This is a genomic window from Pseudomonas sp. CFBP2511 (assembly GCF_030209255.1).
GTDB lineage: Bacteria > Pseudomonadota > Gammaproteobacteria > Pseudomonadales > Pseudomonadaceae > Aquipseudomonas > Aquipseudomonas avellanae.
On sequence record NZ_JARVSI010000024.1, the window covers coordinates 57,199 to 74,100 of the forward strand.

The 16,902-nt window shown below is 60.3% G+C and carries 14 protein-coding genes; 9 read left to right on the top strand and 5 right to left on the bottom strand.

Going from position 1 to position 16,902, the window contains the following annotated elements; all coding sequences use genetic code 11:
• The first annotated feature begins 168 nt into the window (after positions 1-168).
• Positions 169-1,824, top strand: coding sequence for a response regulator (locus QRN38_RS20040; protein ID WP_005763211.1), 1,656 nt, complete (start codon positions 169-171; stop codon positions 1,822-1,824).
• A 6-nt stretch (positions 1,825-1,830) separates the two neighbouring features.
• On the opposite strand, the gene QRN38_RS20045 is transcribed toward QRN38_RS20040, so the two are convergent.
• Positions 1,831-2,613 carry a response regulator transcription factor gene (locus QRN38_RS20045; protein ID WP_005763213.1) on the bottom strand — a complete coding sequence of 261 codons (783 nt, stop codon included), beginning with the start codon at positions 2,611-2,613 and terminating at the stop codon, positions 1,831-1,833.
• Positions 2,614-2,770: 157 nt separating this feature from the next.
• Entirely contained in the window at positions 2,771-3,241 is a 471-nt protein-coding gene (locus QRN38_RS20050) for an A24 family peptidase (RefSeq protein WP_005763215.1), read from the bottom strand.
• 75 nt (positions 3,242-3,316) lie between these two features.
• Here QRN38_RS20050 and QRN38_RS20055 point away from each other — a divergent pair, with 75 nt between their 5' ends.
• Positions 3,317-3,772 (top strand): TadE/TadG family type IV pilus assembly protein, encoded by a 456-nt coding sequence (locus QRN38_RS20055; protein WP_005763217.1) that lies wholly within the window; start codon positions 3,317-3,319, stop codon positions 3,770-3,772.
• Positions 3,762-6,530, top strand: coding sequence for a PAS domain-containing sensor histidine kinase (locus QRN38_RS20060; protein WP_057416775.1), 2,769 nt, complete (start codon positions 3,762-3,764; stop codon positions 6,528-6,530). Before QRN38_RS20055 ends, QRN38_RS20060 begins: the two co-directional genes overlap by 11 nt.
• Here the strand turns inward: QRN38_RS20060 and QRN38_RS20065 are convergent.
• The 3 genes from QRN38_RS20065 to QRN38_RS20075 form a co-directional block, all read right to left on the bottom strand.
• Entirely contained in the window at positions 6,527-8,545 is a 2,019-nt protein-coding gene (locus QRN38_RS20065; RefSeq protein ID WP_057417859.1) for a pilus assembly protein TadG-related protein, read from the bottom strand. The two genes, QRN38_RS20060 and QRN38_RS20065, sit on opposite strands and share 4 nt — an antisense overlap.
• A 147-nt stretch (positions 8,546-8,692) precedes the next feature.
• Positions 8,693-10,009, bottom strand: a complete 1,317-nt coding sequence (locus QRN38_RS20070) for a bifunctional DedA family/phosphatase PAP2 family protein (protein ID WP_007244669.1) — start codon at positions 10,007-10,009, stop codon at positions 8,693-8,695.
• A 3-nt stretch (positions 10,010-10,012) separates the two neighbouring features.
• Complete coding sequence (locus tag QRN38_RS20075; RefSeq protein ID WP_005763225.1) at positions 10,013-10,684, bottom strand: DNA-3-methyladenine glycosylase; 672 nt, start codon at positions 10,682-10,684, stop codon at positions 10,013-10,015.
• Between the two features lie 282 nt (positions 10,685-10,966).
• Here QRN38_RS20075 and QRN38_RS20080 point away from each other — a divergent pair, with 282 nt between their 5' ends.
• The 6 genes from QRN38_RS20080 to rodA are packed head-to-tail and all read left to right on the top strand — an operon-like array spanning position 10,967 to position 16,898.
• Positions 10,967-12,232, top strand: a complete 1,266-nt coding sequence (locus QRN38_RS20080) for a glutamate-5-semialdehyde dehydrogenase (RefSeq protein WP_007244670.1) — start codon at positions 10,967-10,969, stop codon at positions 12,230-12,232.
• 22 nt (positions 12,233-12,254) lie between these two features.
• A complete protein-coding gene (gene nadD / locus QRN38_RS20085) occupies positions 12,255-12,914 on the top strand; it encodes a nicotinate-nucleotide adenylyltransferase (RefSeq protein WP_161458274.1) in 660 nt (219 codons plus the stop codon).
• Between the two features lie 60 nt (positions 12,915-12,974).
• Positions 12,975-13,361, top strand: coding sequence for a ribosome silencing factor (gene rsfS, locus QRN38_RS20090; protein WP_005763231.1), 387 nt, complete (start codon positions 12,975-12,977; stop codon positions 13,359-13,361).
• A 9-nt stretch (positions 13,362-13,370) separates the two neighbouring features.
• Complete coding sequence (gene rlmH, locus QRN38_RS20095) at positions 13,371-13,838, top strand: 23S rRNA (pseudouridine(1915)-N(3))-methyltransferase RlmH (RefSeq protein ID WP_003313894.1); 468 nt, start codon at positions 13,371-13,373, stop codon at positions 13,836-13,838.
• Positions 13,839-13,867: 29 nt separating this feature from the next.
• Entirely contained in the window at positions 13,868-15,763 is a 1,896-nt protein-coding gene (gene mrdA / locus QRN38_RS20100; protein WP_005736754.1) for a penicillin-binding protein 2, read from the top strand.
• 31 nt (positions 15,764-15,794) lie between these two features.
• Complete coding sequence (gene rodA / locus QRN38_RS20105) at positions 15,795-16,898, top strand: rod shape-determining protein RodA (protein WP_007244673.1); 1,104 nt, start codon at positions 15,795-15,797, stop codon at positions 16,896-16,898.
• Positions 16,899-16,902: the final 4 nt, after the last annotated feature.

Genomic DNA, 16,902 nt, shown 5'->3' on the forward strand with positions numbered 1-16,902 from the left:
CAGCTAAAAGCTTATAGCTATTATCTATCAGTCGATTAATTTTGAGTAATGGCCATGCGCCATCAAAATGTTGTCAAATAAGTGACTTGCGGCGCTCTTCTGTCGTATGGGAGGTGCTAGCATAGCGCCATCAGCCATTTCGCTCAGTAAATCAACAGTAGTCTGAATATGACCGAGCTCGAAGATCCTAGCCGCGATCGTCTCAAGCATCACTTTGCCCAAAGGGTCATTCATCAGGCTCGGCAGATTCTGGAGACGTGGCAACGCCTGCAAAAAGCCGAGTGGTCGGTTGCCGACATGGCCGAGCTCAAAGAGGCCACGCTGCGTCTGATGCGTTTTGCCGAGCGCTTCGAGCAAGCTGAGCATGTGGCCCTGGCTCACGAGATCAATCAGTCACTGGACGCTGTTGACGCCAATCGCGGCCGGCTCAACAGCCACGTCATCACAGAACTCAATCGCCTCATGCAGCGCCTGTCGCGCACCGGGCTGCGGCATGGCGACCGGCTCGAGCAAACGTCGCTGCCGCCGCTGCGCAAGCCGGTTTACGTGGTGCTTCAGGACCATGAGCGGGCCGAGCGTCTGGCCAAGCAGCTGGAATTTTTCGGTTTGTCGGCCCTTTCACTGCACAGCGTTGCCGATTTCCAGCGTGCCATGGCGCAGCGGCACCCGGCGGCTATTGTCATGGACGTCGATTTCAGCGGTCCTGGCATGGGCTTGGAGCTGGCCTCGCAGGCGCAGGAAGGGTTGGAGCAAAAGCTGCCGCTGTTGTTTTTCAGTGTGCATGAAACCGACACGCCGACCCGGCTGGCAGCGGTGCGCGCCGGTGGTGAGGAGTTTCTGACCGGCGCGCTGGAAGCATCGAGCCTGCTGGAAAAAATCGAAGTGCTGACCTGCGTGGCGCAATACGAGCCTTATAAAGTGCTGATCATCGATGATTCCCGTGCCCAGGCCATGCACACCGAACGCGTGCTCAATGCCGCCGGGATCGTGACGCGGGTGCTCATTGACCCGATTCAGGCGATGTCCGAACTCGCCGATTTTCAGCCGGACCTGATCATTCTCGACATGTACATGCCCGGCTGTACCGGCACCGAGCTGGCCAAGGTCATTCGCCACAACGACCGTTACGTTAGTGTGCCGATCATTTACCTGTCGGCCGAGGATGACCAGGACAAGCAGCTCGATGCCATGAGCGAAGGCGGCGATGACTTCCTGACCAAGCCGATCAAGCCGCGCCACTTGATCACCACGGTGCGCAATCGCGCCGCCAGGGCTCGTAACCTCAAGTCGCGCATGGTTCGTGACAGCCTGACCGGGCTCTACAACCACACGCACATCCTGCAACTGCTGGAAGATTGCAGTTTTCGTTCGCGACGTGAAGGCAAGCCGCTGTGTTTTGCCATGCTCGATATCGACCATTTCAAACGGGTCAACGACAGTCACGGCCATCCAATGGGGGATCGGGTCATCAAGAGCCTGGCACTGTTCCTCAAGCAGCGACTGCGTAAAACCGATTTCATCGGTCGTTACGGCGGTGAAGAGTTCGCCATTGTCATGCCCGACACCGACATTCATAACGCCCACAAGGTGCTCGATGAAATCCGTCACCGCTTTGCGGAGATTCACTACCCGGCGCAGCCTGCGGACCTGTTCTGCACCTTCAGTGCCGGCGTGGTTTGCCTCGGTGCAGATGATGACAGCCTGAGCCTTGCCTCCCAGGCCGACACCGCGCTGTATCGCGCCAAGCATGCAGGGCGCAATCAGGTGCACTCGGCGCTGGTGCAAGCGCCTTATCACATCGTGCTGGCAGAAATCGAGGCCTGAGCAGTCTTACCCCTGGCTTTCGATAAGCCGCTGCCGCTCCCCGCTTTTACCGGGTGAAAATGCCAGCGCCAGTTGAGTGCGGTTATGCATATGGGTCAGGCGCAGAACCTGCGACACGTAAAGTTTTACGGTGTTTTCTGTAATGCCCAGTTCGCAGGCAATCTGGTAATTGGTCAACCCGGTACTGACCAGCCGCGCCACATCGAGCTGGCGACGTGACAGTTTGGCCAGCGCCACCGGCATCTGTGAGTCATTTTCAGCATTGAGCCGTGGTTTGCGCCCGGCCTGCGGCGTGTTCTGAGCGCTGTCCAGATTCTGATAAAGATCGTCAATGGACGCCGCCAGAAACTGGAGTTTCTCGTTCAGCAGGCCCAATTGCTGGCGGTTTTTCTGGCGCTCGGCCAGCGCTTCTACCTGCGACTGAACGCCTTCCAGCAGCTCATCAAGATTGACCGGCTTCTGGTAGTAATCGGCAATGCCGGCCCGCAGCGCCTTGATGACATCCTTTTTCTCGGCTTGTCCGGTCAGCATGATGGCTTCGAACAAATGCGTCTTGCCGCCCGCCATCTTCATGGCTTCGACCATTTCGATGCCATTCATGCCGGGCATTTCCAGATCGCACAGCACGATGCCGATGGCGCTGTCGTTGGCAAAGTGCTCGATGGCTTCAAGGCTTGAATGACAGCGCACACACGCATAGCCGCAGCCTTCCAGAAACTCGCCGAGTTCTTCAACGATCAAAGGTTGGTCATCGACCACCAGAATTTTTGGGACCGGGTAGTTATTCACATGCGACTCCATGCTGTTAAGGCCGGCAAGCCGGGACCTTTATCCATTCAGCAAAACATGATCAAGTTCTGTTTGCATACGCGACGTTACGCGAGCGCGATGTCTCAACCGTAGTCGTACTTTCCGACTATGTACATAGCATTATATTTTCATTCGACTAATGGATAACACACACTGTCAGCAGCAGGCCGATCAATAAGAACGGTGAGAAAGGATATTTGTCTGGCGTCCCGGGATTCATGTGTTTATAACGCTGCGTAACCTGTTGGTGTATAAGAGGCCAGACTCTTTTACCTATCAAGGCCCATGCCAGCATCGCGACGCCTGCGCCAATAAACGTGCATAACAAATAGGCAGTGTTTGATGCAAGCGCCAATGCCGTCATCAACTTGACGTCTGCAGCGCCCAGCCTGCCCAGCGTGTAACCGGGCAGTGTCAGGGCCAAGGCCAGCACCAGCGCCAGGGCGCCTTCAAGCGGCGGCGAGCCCAGCCAGGTCAGGCCGGTAACGGCCAGATAGCCGGCAGCCAGCGCTGCGGCGCCCAGTGTCAGCCCGTTGAGAATTTCCTTGCGGCGCGCATCCTGTTCGGCGCAAATTGCAAACCAGACCAGCAGAAAAAATAATTTCATCACGCAAAAAACATCCCGTTTTCCGTAAAGAACCTATGCTGTTCAAAGGTCGTAGATGTCAGGGTAGACGTTGAAATGAAAACACGTGCGCAGCAGACCTTTCCCGATAAGCAACAGGGTGCCGCTGCTATTGAGTTCGCCGCAGTGTTCGTGGTGTTCTTTGCGGTGTTCTACGGCGTGGTGAGTTATAGCCTGCCGTTGCTGATGATGCAGTCATTCAATGCGGCGGCCAGTGAAGCCGTGCGCCGAAGTGTCGCCCTCAGTCCAACAGTTACAAATTATAACAGTCTATTGAAAAGCCAGGCACAGAGTGTCGTGATGAGCCAGTTGTCATGGATGCCGCCTGCGTTGGGCTTCAGTGCAAGTTATACCAACGTTACTTACACCGCCGGTGTGCTGACCGTCACCATCCAGTATCCCAAGACCCGACTGACCCAGGTATTGCCGCTGCTGACCCTGCCCGGCATCGGTGAGATCCCGCGTTTGCCGACCAATCTGACCGCCCAAGCGAGCCTGCAACTTGTCCCATGAAAAGAATCGCCTGAGCCGGTGGCTCGGACGCGGTGAAGCGCCGTCTTCGCCGCAGACCTTGCCTGTATCCAGCGAGCCCGATCCGATCGGCGCCGACCTTTATCTACTGCTTGATGAAGAGGGGCGGATACAGAGCATCAGCCCGCAATTGCTTGCGCGACTGGGCATGGCAGCGCCGACGTTCGCTGCTCTGCGGCTGATGAACCTGCTGCTGCCCAATAGCGCGCTGGTCGTTGAAGGGGTGCCGCATGACTGGCTGGGGCACATGCTCGATCTGGACTTCAAGAGCGCCGACACGCACACCTTGCACGCCCGCGGCTGGGTCCAGGCGCACGGCAAGGGCTGGCTGCTGCAATTGCTGGATATCAGCGACCTGATGGAAGAAGCCAACGCCGCTCGCAGTCGCCAGCAGTGCTTGCGGTTCGCCGGGCAGATGGCCGAGCGTGTGCGTGTGTGCAACGTGGAACGGCTGACGGCGGTGGCGGCCGAACAGCTGGAAGAGCTGGCGCAGCTGTGGCGTATTCCTTGTGTGGCGCTGGTGTTGCCGGAGGTCAGCGGTGTCGGCTGGCGTGTCTACTGCCAGTACAGCGCGCATACGGCACCGGAACTGTGGCAGGTCGGACAGCGACTGGGGACGGCGCTGGACCGCTTCGATGCCAATATCACCCATCAATTGAGGTTTGGCAGCGGCGTCGATCAAGGGCCGTTGCAGAGTGTGTTCGCTAACGCTGACGGTTTTCTGATCCCGCACAGTCGTGACAACGCTCCCAAAGCATGGCTGATGTTCGGCTTCTATGACCCGCGACAGCAGGCACCCGACCTCGGTGAGCGTGAGTGGCTGAACCTCTGCTCGGCGCTGGCAGGTCCGGTGCTGTTTCGCTTGTCCGAGCAGCACAACCGTCACCACGTCGAGCGGCTGGCCGTGCTTCAAGGGCTGCTGGGTACCGGGTGGTGGGAGCTGATGCCCGCCAGCGACGAGGTCCTGCTGGCCCCGCAACTGGCGCGCAGTCTGCGTCTGGCTGACAGGGTCGAAAGCCTGTCACGTCAGGACTGGCTGGCGATGATTCATCCGGCAGACCGCCAGGAGCTTTCCAGCCGTCTCGCCCAGTTGCGTGACAAAGGCACGCCATTGCTGCTCTGCGTGCGTCTGGCGCAGAGTGACCCCGCGCAGGAAACCCTTTGGTTTCGTATTCAGGGCCAGGCGCTGATCAGCGGGCAGGTGAAGCGCGTGCTGGGTTTCATGCTCGATGTCAGCGATATCAAGAACCAGGAAACCGAGGCGGCTGCCGCCCATGCCCGGCTGGATAACCTGATTGCCAGCTCACCGGCGGTGATCTACGTGCAGCGTTACGATCAAGGCAACCTGGAGCCGACTTTTTTCAGTGACAGCCTCACGCCTTTGCTGGGCTGGACGCTGGCCGACTGCATCGAGGGGCAACTGGCTGAATACATCCACCCCGAAGACCGCGACATCTGGTTCGAGCGCAATCGGCAGTTGCTGCGTGAAGGCTTGGTCAGCCGGCGATACCGGTTGCGCGACAAGGGTGGCAATTATCACTGGCTGCTGGACGAGGCCCGGCTGTTGCGCGATGACCTCGGCATGCCGGTGGAGGCAGTCGGTTTATGGCTGGATGTTACCGAAGCCACACTGGCGGCCGAGCAAGTGCGCCAGAGCGAAGAGCGCTATCGCATTCTGGTTGAAGATTCTCCAGCGATGATCTGTCGCTATTCGCCTGATCTGGTGCTCAGTTTCGGCAACCGGCCGCTGGCCAACTACATGGAATGCACCCCGGAGCAACTGACCGGGATCAATCTCGGCGACTGGCTCTCGGATGAGCAGCGCGAAGCGTTCATTCGGCGCATCGGCCTGCTGACGCCTGAGGCGCCGTTGAGCACCGAAGAAATCTGCATCGAGTTGCCCGGCCGTGAATACGCCTGGTGGGTGTGGGCCGACCGGGGCATTTTCGATGAGCATGGCACGCTGGTCGAGGTGCAGGCCGTGGGCCGCGACAACACCGACGTGCGCCGCTCACGGATGCAGCTGAATCAGAGCGCCAAGATGGCGACGCTCGGCGAAATGTCCACCGGCCTGGCTCACGAGATCAATCAGCCGCTCAACGTCATGCGCATGGCGGTGGTCAACGTCTTGAAGCGCCTTAGCAGGGGCGATGTGGATATCGAATACCTCACTGAAAAACTCACGCGTATCGACACGCAGGTGCAACGTGCCGCCCGTGTGGTTGACCACATGCGGGTGTTCGGTCGGCGTTCCGAGGTCGAAGAGCAACTGTTCGATCCGGCTCAGGCCGTTGAAGGCACTCTTTCGATGCTGGCCGAGGGCATGAAAGGCAAGGGCGTGCAGCTTCGCGTCGGGAGCATGATTGAGGCGGTGCGGGTGCGTGGGCATGTCGATCAGCTGGAGCAGGTGCTGATCAACCTGATGGTCAATGCCCGGGATGCCTTGCTGTCGCGGCGTGAAAAAGACCGTGAGTTCGAGCCGTGGATCAGTGTCGAAGCCGAGCGGGATGAAAATATCATCCGCCTGGTGGTTCAGGACAACGGTGGCGGTATTGACCCGCGTTTGCTGGAGCGCATTTTCGAGCCGTTCTTCACCACCAAGCCTGTCGGCGTCGGCACCGGGCTGGGCTTGTCGGTCAGTTACGGCATCGTCGATCAGATGGGCGGCCAGCTCAGTGTCAGCAACGTGGGCGAGGGCGCGCGTTTTCGCATCGAACTGCCGATCTTCAATGAAGGCTAGATGATCAGCTTTGCCTGGCCGATGTTGCAGCTCAGATTGGCCCCGACGTCGGTGGCGCCCAGGTTCAGGCCAAGCGACTCGAACAGCGGGTCGACGACCGTCGTCAGCAAGTTTGTGAGCGTATTGTCGACGATGGCGTCGAGTGCAACGGTCAGGCTGTTCAGTGTTACTGCCGTTCCAGTGATGACATTGCCCAACACGTTGCTGGTCGCGGGTTTATAGACGTTTACCTTCACGCTGGAAACCGTGCCGTTGAGCAAGGTACTGGGTTTGGTGTCTGCAACACCGGTCAGAAAGTACGGCGCGCTGTTGATTTCAGGGAGGTTGGGTGAGCTGAAGATGGTGCTGACGACCGTCGAGCTGCCCAATGGTGACTGGCTGACCGTGTCGAACGTGAGGCCGATGCCGCCGCCGCCGAAGGGGGTACGGGCGGTGCAGTTGCCTAGCAGCCCCAATATTTTCTGACAGGTTTGAGTGCCGATATCGAGTACGGGCAGCGGTGTGGTGGTTATTGCCGTGGGATCCGTGCTGGCAGGAAAACCGTCATTGATCAAGCCAACCTTGGCGCTGAGCAGTGCCGCATCGGTTTTGACGCTGAGGGTTTTATTGGTATTGCTGGTGCAGGTGAAGCCGGTGACATAGGTGTCGGCACTGGCCAGCGCCAGGCTCAGGTCGATTCGGGGGCCGGAGGTGCCGGAGGTCAGAAACTTGAAATCGGTGACCATGCAGCTGTTCAGCCCTACAGCGCAGGTAGCCGATGTCACCAGGCCGGCAATGTTCAGGCTCAACGCGCTGTTGAGAATCGGCGTCAGGCTGCCGACCACCGAGCCCGCGGTATTGGCCAATGACGTGATAGTGCCCAGCACCGGCAGGTTGATCGACACCAGCGCACGCATCTGCGCCGTGCGCACGTAGATCCGGTTGGCACCGGTTTTGGGGTTGAGCGGGTCGATCTTGCTCGGGTCGCCGATGGCCGACAACTGAGGTGGCTCGACGACCTGAATGCGCGTCGTGATCTGCGCCAGGGTGCCTACGTTGATTTGCGCAGCCGTGGAGATGCCGGTCTTGTCATTGGCCAACTGCGCGAGGCCCTGAACCAGGTCCAGCAGGCGTAGATTGGTGTTTAGTGCGGCGATGTCCGAACTGCCATGTATCGACAACAGGTCGCCCAGCACCACCGTGGTTGCACCGGCCGCCAGCTTCAAGGCCTGCAGGCCGGCAATAGTGGCCGTACCGGTCAAGGTTGCGCCGGGGTCGAGCACATTGATGGCACTCTGGATCAACTGGCTGACCGAAACCGACGTGTTGAGTACATCGCTGTAGCCGACTGCCGTCAGGTTGAGGTCAGTCTTGAGCCGGTTCAGGTAGCTGAGCAGGCTGAGGTCGGTGCTGGCAAGGCCCTGCCAGTTCGCAACGCTGAGGTTGAGTGACCCGCCGAGCAGGCTGCCAATGACCGGGTTCAGAATGGCCGCCCGGGTGCTGTCCACCGTCATGGTTGCACTGCGGATGGTCAGCGCCACCAGAGGTGCGGCGCTGGCGGCAACGGCTGTGGCGCTGAGCGTGACGTTGGCAGGCGATGGTGATTTATCGAACGCAGCACCAATGCCTGCGGCAATGCTGCGCGGCACCGGATGAGAGGCGACCACCTGAATGGCCAGCGCCTGGGTGGAATCGGCGACGAACACGCGCTGGCTCAGTGCGCCTACCGTGAGCGTTCCGCAGCGAGTCACCAGCGTGCGGCCATCGGTGTTCGGGGTAAAACCGTTACGGATGGCACTCTGGTTGGCAAAGTCGGGCGCACTGGCCGCACCGCTGCACGCTCCTCTGCGTCCTGCGGCCTCCAGCGCGGCGATATCCGCAACCCTTTGCAGCGAGCGTTTCTCCAGGTACAGCCTGCCGCTGTCGACCACGACCAGGGCACACAACAATGCCAGCCCCAGCGTCAGCGCCGCGATCAGGCCGATTGCGCCGCGCTGCCGAGCGGGCATTGCTGTGTAACGATTCAGGGCGGACATCAGCACTCCTTCGACAACGCCGTCGCTTACTCACCTGTTAAAAGGCAGTGTAGTCAACGTGTCGAAAGAGCAATGGCAAGGTGCCAGATTTGCGAAGTATCGCACCCGTTTCAGCGGGTGCGACGCAGGTGCGATCAGGTGTGCTGATCAGTACTGATAGCGCAGCACCGCATGCGACAGGGCGCGCACCGCAAATATACCGAGCAGCGCGGTCATCGCCGGGACGATCAGCCACCAGACCCGTACCGACATGGCCGGCAGGGGTTCCTTGCGCTGAATGAACGCCAGGCTGGCGGCGCAAACGCAGAACGCCAGCAGCATCCCGGCCAGCACGTCGGTTGGCCAGTGCACTCCCAGATAAACCCTCGACAAGGCAATCGCCAAGGCCGGAATGCCACACAGCAACATCCAGCTCAGACGCAGGCGCACCGGCTGGCCACGCCCAGCCAGCACGGCAAGCGTCATGAACAGCGCAAAGGCTGCGGAGCTGTGCCCGCTGGGCATGCTGTAGGTGGTCAAGGGGTCGACCAGCACGTCCGGACGGGCGCGGGCGAAGAAGGTTTTCAGAAGGCCGTTGGCGACAGCGGTGCCCAGCGTGGCAGCCAGGGCGAAGGTCGCGTGGCGCCACTGCCTGGCGACCGCCAGGACAATGATCAGCAGGGAGGCCGCGAGCAACTGGGCCTTGAAGTCGCCGATGCTGGTGACGAACAGCACGATGTTCTGCGCGGCTTCGCTGCGGTGTTCCTGGATGAGCGTCATCAGGCCGTTGTCGAAATCAGCCAGGTAAGGCCAGCCGATGAACAGCGCGGCGACCAGCGTCAGGCTGAGCACGGAAATCAGCTTGGTCGCGTAGCGTTTCTGACGCACGCTGCTTTGAATGCTCAGCCCGAACAGCACCGCCAGCCCGGTGCCGACCACTGCCGCCTCTGGCCAGAAGCCCTCTGGCAACGGCAGGCGAATGGCAGCGCCCGCAGCCCAGCCCGGCATCAGGTAGGCAATCGACCAGCCAGCGGCGGCGAGCACGCTGACGGCGATAAAGCGCGGCAGCGGCATGTCGCACATGCCGGCAATCATCGGCAGCATCGGCCGCAAAGGGCCGATGAAGCGCCCCACCAGCAGGCTGGCAATGCCATAGCGATGGAAATAGCTCTCGGCGCCGGCCATCCATTCCGGGTGCGTGCGCAGGCCTGGCAACTGGCGAATGTTCTGATGAAAGCGCCTGCCGATGAAGTAAGACACCGCGTCCCCCAGCAGCCCGCCCAGAAAGCCCAGTAACAGCACTTCGCTCAACGGCAGAATGCCGCTACCCGCCAGCGCGGCAATCGCAAACATGATCACGGTGCCCGGCACAACGATCCCGACAATCGCGACGCATTCGGTGAATGCGACTAAAAAGATCGCGACAGCCACCCAGGAAGGGTTCGCCGTCAGCCAGCCGGTCATGCCATTGAGCAGGTCGCCCATGGGTCAGTTTCCTTGATCGAGAAATAAGTAGTCGCGGCCTTCGACCTGACCGCGTCTGAGAGGGTTCCGTGTACAGAAGCGGGCGTAGCCGGCGTCCACAAAGCGATACATGAGGTGTTCGTCGCGTCCGCTGGGGATGCCCAGTCGGGTGGTCTGGATAATGCGCTCGGGTGTCTGGCCGACGTCTTCGACCAGCAACCGTTGCGGGTCGAAGCGCTTGGCGTCCCATGCGGGTACTTTCAGGCCAAGCGCCTTGCACAGCAGCGTCTGGCCGGCGCAAAGCCGCTGCGGCGGGCGAATTGCGCCACTGGCATCGGGGTTGTTCAGTTGCATCTGCGCCAACGCATTTTCATCGCTGGTGGCGTCGGTCCACGGAAACGCCGATTTGATCAGCACCGCATTGCCCGGCCCCTCGGCGCTGAAATTCAGCGAATCACCGCCACGCGCGTAATACATATAGATGTGGCCGCCTTCGAGGAACAGCGCCTTGCGCTTCTCCGTGTAGCCTAACGAGGCATGGCTGCCTTTTTCGGCGCAGTAGTACGCTTCGGTTTCGATGATGCGGGCGGCCAGCCACAGTTCACCCACTTTGTGGCGGATCACCTTGCCCAGCAGGTCGCGGGCGAGCACTTGGGCATCACGTTGAAAGAAATGGTCTTGAAGGGCCGCAGGCATAGTCAGACGGGTACGTTGAGAAGGTGCCCGATGATAACAAGCGCAACTTTAATTGCAGCTGAATGTGTCTTGATTAACGGCTTTGTTGTTTCTGAACGTGACTGAATCATGACAAGCCAGTCAGCGCCATGCGCGATCTGCATGCGCATGACGTGCCGCCATGCTGGTCACCGGCCAATAAATCTGCGCACTGATATCGACCATCCGCCTGTCTGCGCTGTCGTTCGTGCCCCACGACAGCTATAATCGGCCGCTTTCCTCTCCGCCAAGACCTCTGAGACCATGACTGAGTCCGTTCTTGACTACATGACCCGCCTGGGTCGCGCCGCCCGCGAAGCTTCGCGAGTGATCGGTCGTGCCAGCACCGCGCAGAAGAACCGCGCCCTGCAGGCCACTGCCGCCGCTCTGGACGAAGCCCGCGACGAGCTGTCTGCCGCCAATGCACTGGACCTGGCCAACGGTCAGGCCAACGGCCTTGAGCCGGCAATGCTGGAACGACTGGCCCTGACCCCCGCACGCATCGACAGCATGATCGTCGGGTTGCGTCAGGTCGCCAGCCTGGCAGACCCCGTAGGCGCGATCCGCGACATGAGTTATCGGCCGTCGGGTATTCAGGTTGGCAAGATGCGTGTGCCGCTGGGCGTTGTAGGCATCATCTACGAATCACGTCCGAATGTGACCATCGATGCAGCCAGCCTGTGCCTGAAGTCCGGTAACGCGACCATTCTGCGCGGTGGCTCCGAAGCCATTCATTCCAATCGCGCGATTGCCGCCTGTATCGCGCGCGGTCTGGCCGAAGCCGGTCTGCCCGCTGCTGTGGTGCAGGTGGTCGAGACCACCGACCGTGCGGCGGTTGGCGCGCTGATCACCATGCCTGAATACGTGGACGTCATCGTTCCGCGTGGCGGCAAGGGCCTGATCGAGCGGGTCAGTCGTGACGCCCGTGTGCCGGTCATCAAGCATCTGGACGGCATCTGCCACGTTTACGTCAGTGCCCATGCCGATCTGCCCAAGGCGCAAAAGATCGCTTTCAATGCCAAGACCTACCGTTACGGTATCTGCGGCGCGATGGAAACCCTGCTGGTCGATCAGACCATCGCAGCCGATTTTCTGCCTGCCATGGCGGCGCAGTTTCGCGAGAAGGGCGTCGAGTTGCGCGGTTGTGAGCGCACCCGCGAGCTGATCGACGTTATCCCGGCCACCGAAGACGACTGGCACACCGAGTACCTGGCGGCGATCCTCTCGATTCGTGTCGTGTCCGGGCTGGACGAAGCCATCGAGCACATCAATCATTACGGCTCGCATCACAGCGATGCCATCGTGTCCGATCACCAGAGCCAGATTCGCCGGTTCATGGCCGAGGTCGATTCCAGTTCGGTCATGGTCAATGCCCCGACGAGCTTCGCTGACGGCTTTGAATACGGATTGGGTGCCGAGATCGGCATTTCTACTGATAAGCTGCACGCCCGTGGTCCTGTGGGGCTGGAAGGGCTGACCTGCGAGAAGTACATCGTGATCGGTGATGGCCAATTGCGCGGGCACGCCTGACTTGAACAACCCCATGACCACGCTGCCCAGACGTATCGGCATGCTTGGGGGCACGTTCGACCCGGTTCATATCGGCCACTTGCGCGGTGCGCTTGAAGTGGCCGAACTGCTGGAACTCGATGAGTTGCGCCTGACGCCCAGCGCCAGGCCTCCGCATCGTGACATGCCGAGTGTTACGGCCCAGGACCGTCTGGCGATGGTCAGGAGCGCGGTTGCAGGCGTGTCGCCCCTGACGGTGGATGACCGTGAGCTGAAACGGGACAAACCGTCTTACACCCTCGACACACTGGAATCGATGCGCGCCGAACTGGCGCCTCGGGACCAGTTGTTTCTGTTGCTGGGTTGGGATGCCTTTTGCGGGCTGCCAACCTGGCACCGGTGGGAAGAACTGCTGGAGCACTGCCATATTGTGGTGCTGCAACGCCCGGACGCAGACAGCGAGTCGCCGGATGCCATGCGCAACCTGCTGGCGGCACGCGCGGTCAGCGACCCAAAGGCCCTGAAAGGGCCGGGCGGACAGATTACATTCGTCTGGCAGACGCCTTTATCGGTGTCTGCCACCCAGATCCGTCAACTGCTGGCCAGCGGTAAGTCGGTACGTTTTCTGGTGCCAGACGCGGTACTGGCCTATATCGATGTGCACGGGCTTTACCGTGCGCCGAACACTGATGGGTCGCCCTGAAACTGCTTTTATCGATAAGCGTTTGGGCGGTCCCACACATACGAGCTGAATGAGTTTTATATGACAAAGCAAAAAATGAGCAGTGAAGAAGTCGTGCAGGTTGCCATCGCAGCCCTGGAAGAGGTCAAGGGTGGCGACATTCTGACTATCGATGTGCGTGAAAAGACCAGCATCGCTGATTACATGCTGATCTGCACCGGTACTTCCAATCGCCAGCTGAACGCATTGGTCGACAACGTTCGTGACAAGGTCAAGGCTGCCGGCCTGAAATCCCTGAGCGAAGAAGGCAAGGGCGACAGTGACTGGGTTCTGCTGGACCTGGGCGATGTGATCGTTCACGTGATGACCGCTGCGGCACGCCAGTTCTATGACCTGGAGCGTCTGTGGAAAGGTGCCGAGCTGAGCCGCGCCGCCAGCGCTGCGCACCACACGCCAGGCAACGAATAAGGCTTTGATGTGCGTTTGCGTCTGATCGCTGTGGGTTCACGCATGCCCAAGTGGGTGGAAGAAGGTTGGCACGAGTACGCCAAGCGGATGCCTTCCGAGCTTGCGCTTGAACTGGTGGAAATCCCGCTCAATACCCGTGGCAAGAACGCCGATGTCGCGCGCTTTATCCGTCAGGAAGGCGAAGCGATGCTGGCCAAAGTGCAGCCGGGTGAGCGGATTGTTACGCTGGAAGTGCAGGGCAAACCGTGGAGCACTGAGCAGTTGGCGGTCGAACTCGATCGCTGGCGCCTTGATGCGCGCACGGTCAACCTGATGGTAGGCGGTCCCGAAGGGTTGGCACCGGAGGTCTGTGCCCGCAGTGAGCAGCGCTGGTCGCTGTCACCGCTGACCTTGCCGCACCCGCTGGTACGCATTCTGATCGGCGAGCAGATGTATCGCGCCTGGACAGTTCTGTCCGGGCACCCTTATCACAAGTAGCATCGTCCTTTACTGTGAACACGGCCTAAATGTCTCAACCGATCCGCCTAAAAGACCACGAAAAAGACGCACGTCTGGTGCGCGGCAGGGTCGTGTTCGGTGCTGTGGCGGTCGTGTTGCTGGTGTGCGTACTGATTGCCCGTCTGTATTACCTGCAGGTCATCCAGTACGACTATCACTCCACGCTGTCGGAAAACAATCGTGTTCACGTTCAGCCCATTCCGCCCAGCCGTGGCCTGATCTACGACCGCAACGGCGTTGTGGTGGCGGATAACCGGCCCAGTTTCAGCCTCAGCATGACCCGCGAGCGTTCCGGCGAATGGTCCAGCGTGCTCGACACCATCGTCGAGATCCTGCAGCTCACCCCTGACGACCGGATCATTTTCGAAAAACGCATGAAGCAGGGGCGTCGGCCTTTCGAGCCGGTGCCGATCCTGTTCGAGTTGAGCGAAGAGCAAATCGCCCTGATCGCCGTCAACCAGTTCCGCCTGCCGGGCGTCGAAGTGGTGGCGCAACTGGTACGCCACTACCCGCAAGGGCCGCATTTTGCGCACTCGGTGGGCTACATGGGGCGGATCAACGAAAAAGAGCTCAAGAGCCTCGACCCGATCAATTACAGCGGTACGCACCATATCGGCAAGACCGGTATCGAACGCTTCTACGAAGCCGAACTGCATGGTCAGGTCGGCTACGAAGAGGTCGAAACCAACGCTCGTGGCCGCGTGCTGCGCGTGCTTAAACGCACTGACCCGATCCCCGGCAAGGACATCGTCCTGAGCCTGGACATCAATCTTCAGGAAGCCGCCGAAGCGGCGCTGGGCGGGCGTCGTGGTGCGGTGGTGGCGCTGGACCCTTCTACCGGTGAAGTGCTGGCGATGGTCAGTGCGCCCAGCTTCGATCCGAACCTGTTCGTGACCGGTATCAGCTTCAAGGCCTACGCAGAGCTGCGCGATTCCATCGACCGGCCACTGTTCAACCGCATTCTGCGCGGCCTTTACCCACCCGGTTCGACCATCAAGCCTGCCGTGGCGATTGCCGGGCTGGACTCCGGCGCTGTGACGCCTGGCTCGCGGGTCTTCGATCCTGGGTATTACCAACTGCCCAATTACGATCACAAGTACCGTAACTGGAACCGCACCGGCGACGGCTGGGTGGACCTGGATACGGCGATCATGCGTTCAAATGACACGTACTTCTACGATCTGGCACACAAAGTGGGCATTGATCGACTTGCCACCTACATGAACAAGTTTGGTATCGGGCAGAAGGTGTCGCTGGACATGTTCGAAGAGTCTCCCGGCCTGATGCCGTCCCGTGAATGGAAGCGCGCCACGCGCCGTCAGGCCTGGTTCCCGGGCGAAACCCTGATTCTCGGGATCGGTCAGGGCTACATGCAGGCAACCCCGTTGCAACTGGCCCAGGCGACCGCGCTGGTGGCCAACAAGGGTGTCTGGAACCGTCCGCATCTGGCCAGGACCATCGAGGGCAAAGCGCCGGTGGACGAAAACCCGATGCCGAACATCGTGCTGCGTGATCCGGCCAACTGGGGGCGGGTCAACCACGGCATGCAGGAAGTGATGCACGGCGCCCGCGGCACGGCGCGCAAGGCTGCCATCGGTGCGCAATACCGGATTGCCGGCAAGAGCGGTACGGCGCAGGTCGTTGCGATCAAGCAAGGCGAGAAATACGACCGCACCAAGGTGCAGGAACGTCACCGTGACCACGCTTTGTTCGTCGGTTTTGCGCCGGCCGACAACCCGAAAATCGTTGTGGCAGTCATGGTCGAGAACGGCGAGTCCGGCTCCGGCGTGGCTGCACCTGTAGTTCGTCAGGTCCTGGACGCCTGGCTGCTCGACGAAAACGGCCATCTCAAGCCTGAGTACGCCGGTTCCCTGAATCTGGAGGCTGCGGCCCGTGAAGAGTAATTTCGACCGCATCCTGTCCAGCGAAGACGTGATGCGTCGCCGCGCCACGTTTCTGCAGCGCATTCATATCGATGGCCCGTTGCTGATCCTGCTGCTGACCCTGGCGGCGGGCAGCCTGTTCGTCCTGTATTCGGCCAGCGGCAAGAACTGGGACCTGCTGATCAAGCAGGCCAGTTCGTTCGGCATCGGTCTGGTGGCGATGGTGGTGATTGCCCAGCTGGAGCCCCGTTTCATGGCGCGCTGGGTGCCGGTGCTTTATGTGATTGGCGTGCTGTTGCTGGTGGTTGTGGATGTGATGGGCCATAACGCAATGGGCGCGACCCGCTGGATCAATATTCCCGGCGTGATTCGCTTCCAGCCTTCGGAGTTTCTCAAGATCATCATGCCGGCGACCATCGCCTGGTACCTGTCCAAGCGCACGTTGCCGCCGCACCTCAAGCATGTCGGGGTCAGTCTGGCGCTTATTGGTGTGCCGTTCATTCTGATCGTGCGCCAGCCCGACCTCGGCACATCGTTGCTGATTCTGGCGTCCGGGGCCTTTGTGCTGTTCATGGCAGGCCTGCGCTGGCGCTGGATTCTCAGTGTGCTGGCGGCTGCCGTGCCTGCGGCGGTGGCCATGTGGTTCTTCTTCATGCATGACTACCAGAAACAGCGCGTACTGACGTTTCTCGACCCGGAAAGCGATCCGCTGGGCACCGGCTGGAACATCATCCAGTCCAAGGCAGCCATTGGTTCGGGCGGCGTATTTGGCAAGGGCTGGTTGCTGGGCACCCAGTCGCACCTCGACTTTCTGCCGGAAAGCCACACCGACTTCATCATTGCGGTGCTGGGCGAGGAGTTCGGACTGGTGGGCATCTGTGCGCTGCTGATCATCTATATGTTGCTGATCGGTCGCGGGCTGGTGATCACTGCGCAAGCGCAGACACTGTTCGGCAAATTGCTGGCCGGCGCGTTGACCATGACGTTTTTTGTTTACGTTTTCGTCAACATCGGTATGGTCAGTGGCCTGCTGCCAGTGGTGGGCGTACCACTGCCCTTCATTAGCTACGGCGGAACTTCGCTCGTGACCCTACTGTCAGCGTTTGGGGTTTTGATGTCGATCCATACACACCGTAAATGGATCGCTCAAGTTTGATTAA